The 8429-nt window shown below is 59.2% G+C and carries 12 protein-coding genes; 5 read left to right on the top strand and 7 right to left on the bottom strand.

Annotated elements, in window-relative coordinates:
* The coding region (locus tag RLO07_RS03705) for a transposase (protein ID WP_462290788.1) at window positions 1-80 on the bottom strand (80 nt) is incomplete at its 3' end.
* Between the two features lie 172 nt (window positions 81-252).
* On the opposite strand from RLO07_RS03705, the gene RLO07_RS03700 reads away from it, so the two are divergent.
* Genes RLO07_RS03700 through RLO07_RS03685 form a run of 4 tightly spaced genes read left to right on the top strand, consistent with a single transcriptional unit; the run spans window position 253 to window position 3264 of the window.
* Window positions 253-1158 carry a hypothetical protein gene (locus RLO07_RS03700; RefSeq protein WP_462290785.1) on the top strand — a complete coding sequence of 302 codons (906 nt, stop codon included), beginning with the start codon at window positions 253-255 and terminating at the stop codon, window positions 1156-1158.
* A 15-nt stretch (window positions 1159-1173) separates the two neighbouring features.
* Complete coding sequence (locus RLO07_RS03695; RefSeq protein WP_462290784.1) at window positions 1174-2547, top strand: putative bifunctional diguanylate cyclase/phosphodiesterase; 1374 nt, start codon at window positions 1174-1176, stop codon at window positions 2545-2547.
* Window positions 2544-2798, top strand: a complete 255-nt coding sequence (nrtS, locus tag RLO07_RS03690; protein ID WP_462290783.1) for a nitrate/nitrite transporter NrtS — start codon at window positions 2544-2546, stop codon at window positions 2796-2798. The genes RLO07_RS03695 and nrtS overlap by 4 nt, the downstream gene beginning before the upstream one ends.
* Before the next feature lie 43 nt (window positions 2799-2841).
* Window positions 2842-3264 (top strand): MAPEG family protein, encoded by a 423-nt coding sequence (locus tag RLO07_RS03685; RefSeq protein ID WP_462290782.1) that lies wholly within the window; start codon window positions 2842-2844, stop codon window positions 3262-3264.
* Between the two features lie 79 nt (window positions 3265-3343).
* On the opposite strand, the gene RLO07_RS03680 is transcribed toward RLO07_RS03685, so the two are convergent.
* The 6 genes from RLO07_RS03680 to RLO07_RS03655 all read right to left on the bottom strand — a co-directional run bounded on the left by RLO07_RS03680 (window position 3344) and on the right by RLO07_RS03655 (window position 7375).
* On the bottom strand, window positions 3344-4000 hold the full coding sequence (locus RLO07_RS03680) for an HvfX family Cu-binding RiPP maturation protein (RefSeq protein WP_462290781.1): 657 nt from the start codon (window positions 3998-4000) through the stop codon (window positions 3344-3346).
* Between the two features lie 115 nt (window positions 4001-4115).
* The gene (locus RLO07_RS03675) at window positions 4116-4496 is read right to left on the bottom strand and encodes an HvfA family oxazolone/thioamide-modified RiPP metallophore (RefSeq protein ID WP_462290780.1); all 381 of its coding nucleotides are present in this window, start codon (window positions 4494-4496) and stop codon (window positions 4116-4118) included.
* Window positions 4497-4643: 147 nt separating this feature from the next.
* Window positions 4644-5135: a carboxymuconolactone decarboxylase family protein gene (locus RLO07_RS03670; protein WP_462290779.1), complete on the bottom strand. Its 492-nt coding sequence runs from the start codon at window positions 5133-5135 to the stop codon at window positions 4644-4646.
* Window positions 5136-5266: 131 nt separating this feature from the next.
* Window positions 5267-5833 (bottom strand): arsenate reductase ArsC, encoded by a 567-nt coding sequence (locus RLO07_RS03665; RefSeq protein WP_462290778.1) that lies wholly within the window; start codon window positions 5831-5833, stop codon window positions 5267-5269.
* Entirely contained in the window at window positions 5824-6906 is a 1083-nt protein-coding gene (locus RLO07_RS03660; protein ID WP_462290777.1) for a methyltransferase domain-containing protein, read from the bottom strand. Before RLO07_RS03660 ends, RLO07_RS03665 begins: the two co-directional genes overlap by 10 nt.
* Window positions 6907-6976: 70 nt before the next feature.
* Window positions 6977-7375, bottom strand: a complete 399-nt coding sequence (locus RLO07_RS03655) for a hypothetical protein (protein ID WP_462290776.1) — start codon at window positions 7373-7375, stop codon at window positions 6977-6979.
* Between the two features lie 256 nt (window positions 7376-7631).
* Between RLO07_RS03655 and RLO07_RS03650 the strand changes: the two genes are divergently transcribed.
* Complete coding sequence (locus RLO07_RS03650; protein ID WP_462290775.1) at window positions 7632-8150, top strand: peroxiredoxin-like family protein; 519 nt, start codon at window positions 7632-7634, stop codon at window positions 8148-8150.
* Window positions 8151-8429 lie beyond the last annotated feature (279 nt).

The raw sequence follows: 8429 nt of genomic DNA, 5'->3' as shown, positions 1-8429 counted from the left end.
GCACGACTGTAGCCCTGCTCCAACACCAAGCTGATCGCATCCAGCTTGAACTCTTTCGAGTACTTCTTTCTCGTGTTCATACCACCTCCAGTTCAGGACATTATCCTTAACTGGGTTGGTCACATCCATTAAACCACTTCACCCATTGGCCGAAGCCCAATAGACATCGTCTGCGCGCTCCGGTTTCGTGAACCAGCAATGTAACATCTGCACACTTGGCGCATCCATAGCCCATCAAGCTTGGAATCGAGCATGGATATGCGCAAGAGCAGTCTCCCCAAGCTCCGGCCCAGGGGCTGGCTCGCGGTGGGATCGGTCCTCTGCTTGCTGGTGTTACTGGCCCTGTTCAGCCACCAGACCGTTCAGCAAAGCCGTGATAATGTCATGTACCTTGCAGATGACGATCTCCCTTTGCTGACCAACATCCAGCAGCTCAACGTGCAGTTGCTCAAGATTCAGGCCATCCTCTACAACTATTACCTCACTGCCGACAGCGACCTCTTCGCCGAGCAGTTCCCGGCGGGGTTTGACACGCTTTCAAGCACCTATGGGGCCATCGAAGAGGAAATTCCCGAAGCGCCGGGATTGTCGTCGATAGGTTCCCTGATCCACTCCTTGCTCGCTATTTCCGCGAGCCTGGATACCGTCATGCGGAAATCGCCTGTCGATTGGGACCAGTCTCGGAGTATCCTCGCAGAGATGGACCCGGTGATTCAGCAAATGGATGCAAACAGCCTTCAGCTGGGCAGTTGGATTGGCCGCCGCATCACGACGGCCTCCAGGGAGTCATTGCAGAAAATTGAAACCACCCTGCACCTGATTTCAGCGATGGGGCTCGCGTCGCTGCTGGCGGCCGCCATCATGGTATGGGTCAACGCACGACGCCTTGCCGCGATGGAAGAGCAGCACAGGTTGGCGAGCTTCCCGGAACAGAATCCACGGCCTGTGCTTGCCCTCGACCGCGATGGTACGGTGACTTACACCAACGGAGGCGCCGCAGCCATGGCCCGCGAAGTCTTCGGTGTGGCTGTAGTTCAGCTACTGCCAGCCAATCTGGTGGAGCTTCTGTCCAGGGCGAAGGCGAATGGAAAGCTTTTCACCCAGGAGTACAGTCTGGCCGACCGCTACCTCCACATCGGCCTGCACTGGCTGGAATGATGGCAAGAATATCACTTGTTCCTGGAGGACATCACCGAACGAAAACTGGCACTGCAAAAGCTGGAGTACCTGGCATTCCATGACGAATTGACCGGGCTTCCCAACCGCGCCGCGTTCTACCGCGATCTGCATGAACAAGCGGCCACCGCAGCCGGTCTGGTACAGATTGCCCTCCTGAAAATCAACCACTTTCAGGAGGTTATCAACCGCGGCGGGCATAGCCTGGGAGACGCCTCGGTCAGAGCAGTCGTCGCGCGACTGGCAGCGAAGATTCTGGCAACACCTGAACCAAGGCCGACTCTCTACCGATTTGACGGCAACCTGCTGGGAATGATCTACGCGGACGACTCGGATAAACTGAGGATACCGGGGGCTCTCTCGGCCTCGCTGCATGAACCCTGCCACGCCGCTGGGCACGAACTCTACCTTTCGCTCAGCATCGGCATCACTGAGCTCACTGGCAATACCGGGATGAATGGGCACGAGGTCGAGGAGGCACTGCGCAGGGCGGACCTCGCGATGAACCAGGCCAAGCAACTTGGCGGCAACGGGATCGTGGCGTTTGACCGCGACCTGGAGCTGCGGCACCAATATCGCCAGGCGATGAAGAGGGTGCTTGAGAGTGCGCTTGCGAGATCCGAGCTCTACCTTTGTTACCAGCCGCAGATGCAACTCGAAAGTGGAATCATAGCGGGCGCCGAGGCCCTGGTACGGTGGCGGCACGGCGAATTGGGCCAGGTCTCGCCTGCGGATTTTATTCCCGTTGCCGAAGATGACGGGCTCATCGTGGAGATCGGTGCATGGATCATGGTGCAGGCCTGCCGCGATTGCGCGCAATGGTCACGGCATTCCGGCCAGCCCGTCGGAGTTTCCGTTAACGTGTCAGCGCGCCAGATGCTGCACAGCAATCTGCTGCTGACCGTTGAACGCGCCCTGAACGAATCCGGGCTGCCGCCGTCGCTGCTGGAGCTGGAGATAACGGAGAGCGTTGCCATTGGTGCCCTCGAATCTGTCGCCAGCCAGCTGGAAGCGCTGGTCTACATGGGTATATCGATCTCCCTGGATGACTTTGGCACCGGCTATTCCTCACTCAGCTATCTCAACCAGGTCCCGGTCAATAAACTCAAGATAGACCAGTCGTTTATCAAAGGGCTTCCGCAAGACGACGTCCAGGTTTCCTCCGTGAAGGCGATAATCGGCCTGGCACGGAACCTTGGGCTGGGCACCGTGGCAGAAGGCATCGAAACCAAAGCCCAGTCTGACTGTCTTGCAGCGCTCGGTTGTGACACGATCCAGGGCTACTGGCTGGGGGAACCCATGGCAGACGTCCCCTTCAAGGAATTTCTGTCCAGCCGCCGTGTGGCGCTCGTCAGGGATAAGATCTCGTGAAGCAGAACGCAAGTCCGTCCGTCAGAGACCTGCTCGATATGGCAACCGCGGCGGGCACAGCGCTGCGCGCCCTCAAGCTGGCACTGGTCGTAGGTACGCTGCTGACCATGATCAATCAGGGCGACGTCGTGCTCCAGGGGCTGGCCCCGGACTGGCTCAAGCTGGTGCTGACCTACCTGGTACCCTACGGGGTCTCCACGTGGACCAGCATCGCCAAGGATCTTGAACAGGGAGCCCACCAGGATTCCTGATCCGTGAAATTATTCGCACTGAAAGCATTTATTGGAGTCACCCATGCAAACCACATCAATGCTCGGACCCATCCTGGCCCAGGTCCTGCTTACCATCGGCGTCTATGTACTGCTCGGGCGGCGCAAGTTCGCCGCCGTCAAAGCCGGCGAAGTGGACCGCAACGCCACGGCGCTCGATAACCGGGCCTGGCCCGAAGCGGTGGTCAAGGTGTCGAATAACCTCGCCAACCAGTTCGAGGCTCCCGTCCTGTTCTACGTATTGTGCTTCGCGCTGATGGCACTCGGCCAGGGCAGCGGAATTGCGCTAGCGCTGGCCTGGCTGTTCGTGCTGAGCCGATGCGCCCATGCCTGGGTCCATGTCAGCTCCAACTACGTCCCGCACCGGTTCCGACTGTTCGGATTCGGCCTGCTGCTGTTGCTGGCAATGACAGTGCTCGCCGTCTGGCACTGGCTCGGATGGCCCTGAGCTGAGATCTGGTGGCACCACCCTGGCGTTGTGTGGCGAGCAGGACTCTAAATTGAGAAGACTGCGTCCTGACGGCCGGTTACCCGCCCTGTCGGTCCAGCCAGCGGCCAATCCAGTAATCCACACTGATAAACCGTCCCGCGCCAGAGAAAAACAGCGCCAACAGCATGATGAAGTAGGTCGCGCCAAACTCGATGCCGTTGTTCAGCACGACCAGGCTGCCCTTTTCGGTGAGCCAGCTGTAGTTCCCGTGTTCGCGCAGCAGGCCGCGGGCGGCGGTCAGGCGCTTCGCTACCTCCTCACTGTTGGCCAGGCTCGCCTCTGCACCGGGAAAACCCACAGCCGCCAGCGGCGCTGCCATGCTGGTGGAAGGGTCAGAGGGTGCGATTGCAAACCATCCATCCTGCCAATGGACCGTAAATATCGCCACGAGCATGGTGATCATCAGGGGAATTGCAATAAACCGGGTGGCCAGGCCGAACAACAGCAGAAACCCACCAATCAGCTCTGTGGCCGTGGCCAGAAAGGCCATCAACCACGGCAAGGGCAGGCCCAGACCCCAATCCGGGTTACCGAACCAAGCTACCGTGCTTTCGAAGCCCATCATCTTGGTCAGTCCCGCCGAAATAAATACCGGGGCGAGGAACAGGCGGAGAAACAGTGGCGCCAAAAAATCGATCCCGCGGGATCGATCCAGAAGATCACGGGATCGCGTCAGCAGAAGCGTCGCGTTCATGCGGATTCCTTTGTCTTATCGGATGGGTAACAGCAGCAAAGAACCTTCGTCAGCCAGGGCGTGCGGACGGTCCTTACTGCCGGTCAACAGCTAAGGTCGAGCTGCAGCGATCCGCCTAGCCGGCGCCGCCACACTTGCCCTCGCCGCACTTGCCTTCCGCAGCCGCCTTGTCGCCATCGGCCCCACCGCATTTGCCTTCCGCCGCCTTGTCGCCATCGGCCCCACCGCACTTGCCCTCGGCCGCCTTGTCGCCATCGGCGCCGCCGCACTTGCCCTCACCGCATTTACCCTCGGCATCTCCCTTGGATTCTTCGCCACCGCATTTGCCTTCACCGCACTTGCCCTCGGCGTCCTTGCTGGCCAGCTGATAGCCGGACCCGAGGTCCGTAGCGCTGAAGGGGTTATCTGCCACCGCCGCAAGCGGCATGGCCAGGGAACTTGCGAGAAAGGATGCGCCAAATACTGATGTTACGAACTTTGATGTCTTGTTGCTCATAGATACTCTCCGGGTTGGTTTTGACTTACCGGATATTGATTCGGCAACACAGTATTTGTTACAGCTTCGAGCATATTTATGAACACGGTCAAAGCTCTGTTTTCCGCGCATGGAACCCTGTGCCTGTGGATAGCCATTCAACTCTGGCTATTCTGGCGAGAAACCCAGTCCTCTGGCAAAATCCCGATAAGGTTCTTTACTGTCCCGCGTGGCCTCGTGCCGGGCGCGCGAGGCCGCCAGGTTTGCATCACTGGTCATTACCCCACAGCCCTCAACGATACGGTTCATGAAGTTGAATAGCGCACAGACCGCAATGGCATCATAAAGCGCCTGTTCGCTCACCCCCTCGGCAAACACGGCCTGTGCATCGGCATCCACCATTTTTGATGGTGTCAGGGTGAGTTTGCGCAGATAGGCGAGAACCGGCAAAAGTTTTCGGGAGACACCACTGTTCTCTGGGTCATCGACCAGTGCTCGCAACATCGACTCCGGGATGCCGTGAATCTCAGCGATCATCTTGTGCGTGTCATGACAGAAACTGCAGGCATTCAGGCCGGACACATAGGCTGCCAACACTTCCCGCTCAGCGATGGTCCAATCGGATTCGCCGCGCAGAACAGTATCGTGGAACTCGGTCAACGGCCATATCCCTCGGCCGAATGACTTGAACACCTCGCCGAGATGCGGTGACTCGGGGAGAGAGGGAAATCGGACCATTGTTATTCTCCTTGCAACGTGAGGATGCGATCAGGGCACGCGGCCAGGTCAGCTTATGCGCCAGAGGAACAGCCAAGCGGTCTGTCGCATTGAGTGGGTGAGTGCTCGGTCATCCAATGGTACAGCCCCGCCCGTCCCGCGCCAGCATCAAGCTGCAGAGCCATTTCCCGAATCACGGCCTCCAGCGCTTCAAAACAGTTGCTGAAAGCCAGGCGCCTCTCCTCCTCGCTGCCGGTTACCGCCGCCGGATCCGGCAGGCCCCAGTGCACCCGCCGGGGCGCGCCAGGGAAGTCCGGGCAGGCTTCGCCCGCGGCGTTGCCGCAGACTGTCACGACGATGTCCAGCGGCATGGCGCCAGGCCGGGCGAATTCGTCCCAGCTCTTGCTGCGCGTTGCCATCGGCGGTGCCGGCAGCCGTGCAATCTGCTCCAGGGCGAAGGGGTTGACGGCCCCCGTGGGCCGGCTGCCGGCACTGTCGGACACGATGCGACCACCGCCATGGTGGTTGAACAAGGCTTCGGCCATGATGCTGCGGGCGGAATTGCCGGTGCAGAGCACCAGGATTCGCAGTGGCTGCAGGCTGGAGATGACGTCGATGTCGGCTTTGGGCGCTAGCAGCATGGTGCCGAGTCCTCATTGCTCGCACCAGCCTGGCTGAACGGCAAGGAGACTCCGCAACCCTCGAAGATGCCATAGTGGCAGGTGAAATCCCCAATGAAATCAAAGTGGGCCGCGAAACGTGTGCCCTGCAGCATGCGCCAGGTATTACCGCAGACCGGGAACGCGCGCCCGGTCTCGATGAAGTGGTGGCTGTCGAGGGCAAAGCCGTGGGGGCAATTAGGCACGGTTCCGCGGTAGACCACCGCCTGCCCATAATCCTCGCAGTCGTTTTCCAGCCCTTCCAGCTTGAACAGCCGGTAAGTGGCCGAGAAGAAGCGAATATTGCCCAGCTTTGCCGCCAGCGCCGGATCGGTGATATCCAGCGGCCGGTCCTCCACCAGCCGCGGGTCGGCAAAGCCCTGACGTTTTGCCAGGTGCAGGAAATCGTTCCAGTACAGGGCGCCACCCAGGCACTCGCCGTATAGCACCGGGTCCCGCTGCGCGGACTCCGGTACCCGGCGGTCCGCATAGACGTCGGAGAAATAGAACTCGCCGCCGGGCTTGAGCAGGCGCTGGACCCCCGCCAGCACCGCGTCCTTGTCCGGCGACAGATTGATGACGCAGTTGGAGACAATCACATCAAAGGTGCCCGGCTCCAGGTCGAGCTCGTCGAGTTTCTCGATGTAGCCATTGAGAAAACGCACGTTGTCGTAACCGAACTGCTCGGCGTGCCAGCTCTGGTGGGCACGGGCCACGGCGAGCTGTTCGGCGGTCATGTCGACCCCGACCACTTCACCCTGCGCGCCCACCAGCTGCGCAAGAGCGTAGACATCGCGGCCACTGCCACAGCCCAGATCCAGTACCCTGCAGCCTTCGAGCTGGTCCGGGCAAACCAGGCCGCAGCCGTAATAACGGGAGAGCACCTCCGGGTGGATATTCGCCAGCAAGGGCTTCAGCCAGTTCGGCGTCTGCGCGGGGTCGCAACAGGCGCTGGTCTTCAGGTCGGCGGAGCTCTGCAGCTGCTGGCCGTAATAATCCTGGACCCTGCTGTGAGTGTCGGCGATGTCATCGCCGATGCGGGTGACATTGTTCACGGGTTCATCTCCATGGTTTCCCTGTCTCTCGGACTGCGGTGTTAGACAGCGGATGCGGGCCTGCCTCGACTCAGCGATCGTCGAGAGTCCAGCGAGTGTCCAGGTCTCTCAACATGTAGAGCGCAATGCAGGCCGCGAGCATCGGCCAGGCGGCAAAGAATAGCAGGTTATTGAAGGCATCAAGATACTGCTGCCAGGAAGACAGTGTGGAAATCGTGTGCAACAGGAGAATCATCCCGTAGCTAAAACGCTTCATGAAGCCTGCCACAAATGCCAGTGCCAACAGCAACTGCAGAACCCCGATGATCATGAAAGCAGTACCAGACAGCCCGCCAAGGCCGTAGAAATGCTCGAATACGGCGCCGCTGTGCTCGGGATTGATGAACTTGTCCAGTGTCCACATGATCATCACGATGAACACCCCGAGGCGTAATAGCAGCAGAGCAGTGGCAATACGTTGTCGTTCCATAATTGGCTACCTTTCGTGGTTCGCTTGGCGTCAGCGCGTGAGTTTTCCGGGCTCGCTGTGACTTCCGGGGTAGTGATGCGGATGTGCGCCGTTTGTTACACAGTCCTGAGACGATTGCGCAATTGACTTTACTGACACTGATGCCGCTGGCAGTGTTCTGTAACATAACTCCGGTGGCCGCATCGGATTGGAAGCAGGCAAATACTCATGCCATCAGATCACACAGCCATCAATCCACCCTGAAAAGGATACAGGAATGAAAAATATCCCCCATCCAGGTACCAATTTTCCTCTGGTTGCCCTGCCGACGATAGCGGGCGACTCAGTAACGCTGGGCCAACCATCCAGCGGCAAGTCACAATTGATCGTGGTCTATCGCGGCCTGCATTGCCCCATCTGCAAAAAGTACCTGGGGCAGTTAAACGGCATGAAAGCGAACTTCGAGGCCATGGATGTTGAGATCGTGTCAGTCTCGACAGATCCCAAAGGCAAGGCAGAGCAATTCTCCGAGGAAGCGCATCTGGACATTACTGTCGCCTACGACCTCTCTATCGAACAGGCGCGCGAACTGGGCCTGTTCATTTCCACGCCTCTGAGTGACAGGGAAACCGATGCACCGTTCGCCGAACCAGGCGTGTTCTTCGTACGCCCCGACGGTAGCCTGCATTTCAGCGACGTTGCCAGTGCCCCCTTCTGCCGACCCGATCTGGAAATGATCCAGAAAGGTGTGGCCTATATCAGCGAGAAGGGATATCCACCGCGCGGTACCGACTGATAGTGGCGCGGTGTTGATCGCATTGGTCACCGACATGGTGTAGCGATAGTTATCGGCCGACTGGCTGATCGATCCGGCTTTCAGCCGTAACCCGAAGCCACCGGCTTTAGCCGGTGGCGTATTCATATTGGTTGTTCAGGTCTCTCACGGTGTTTATCTGTCTCGGTTAGTGTTTCTGATCAGGCGGGGGGACTAACCCACCGCATCCGGAAACCGGCAAGGATCACGGGACACCACTCCTTTACGACCTGAAAGCGCCTGTAAACAGGCTACACAACC

This window comes from Haliea sp., from assembly GCF_040221975.1.
Taxonomy (GTDB): Bacteria; Pseudomonadota; Gammaproteobacteria; order Pseudomonadales; family Halieaceae; genus Haliea.
The sequence above is the reverse complement of the archived record's forward strand: the minus strand, read 5'-3'. Positions and strand labels throughout refer to the sequence as shown.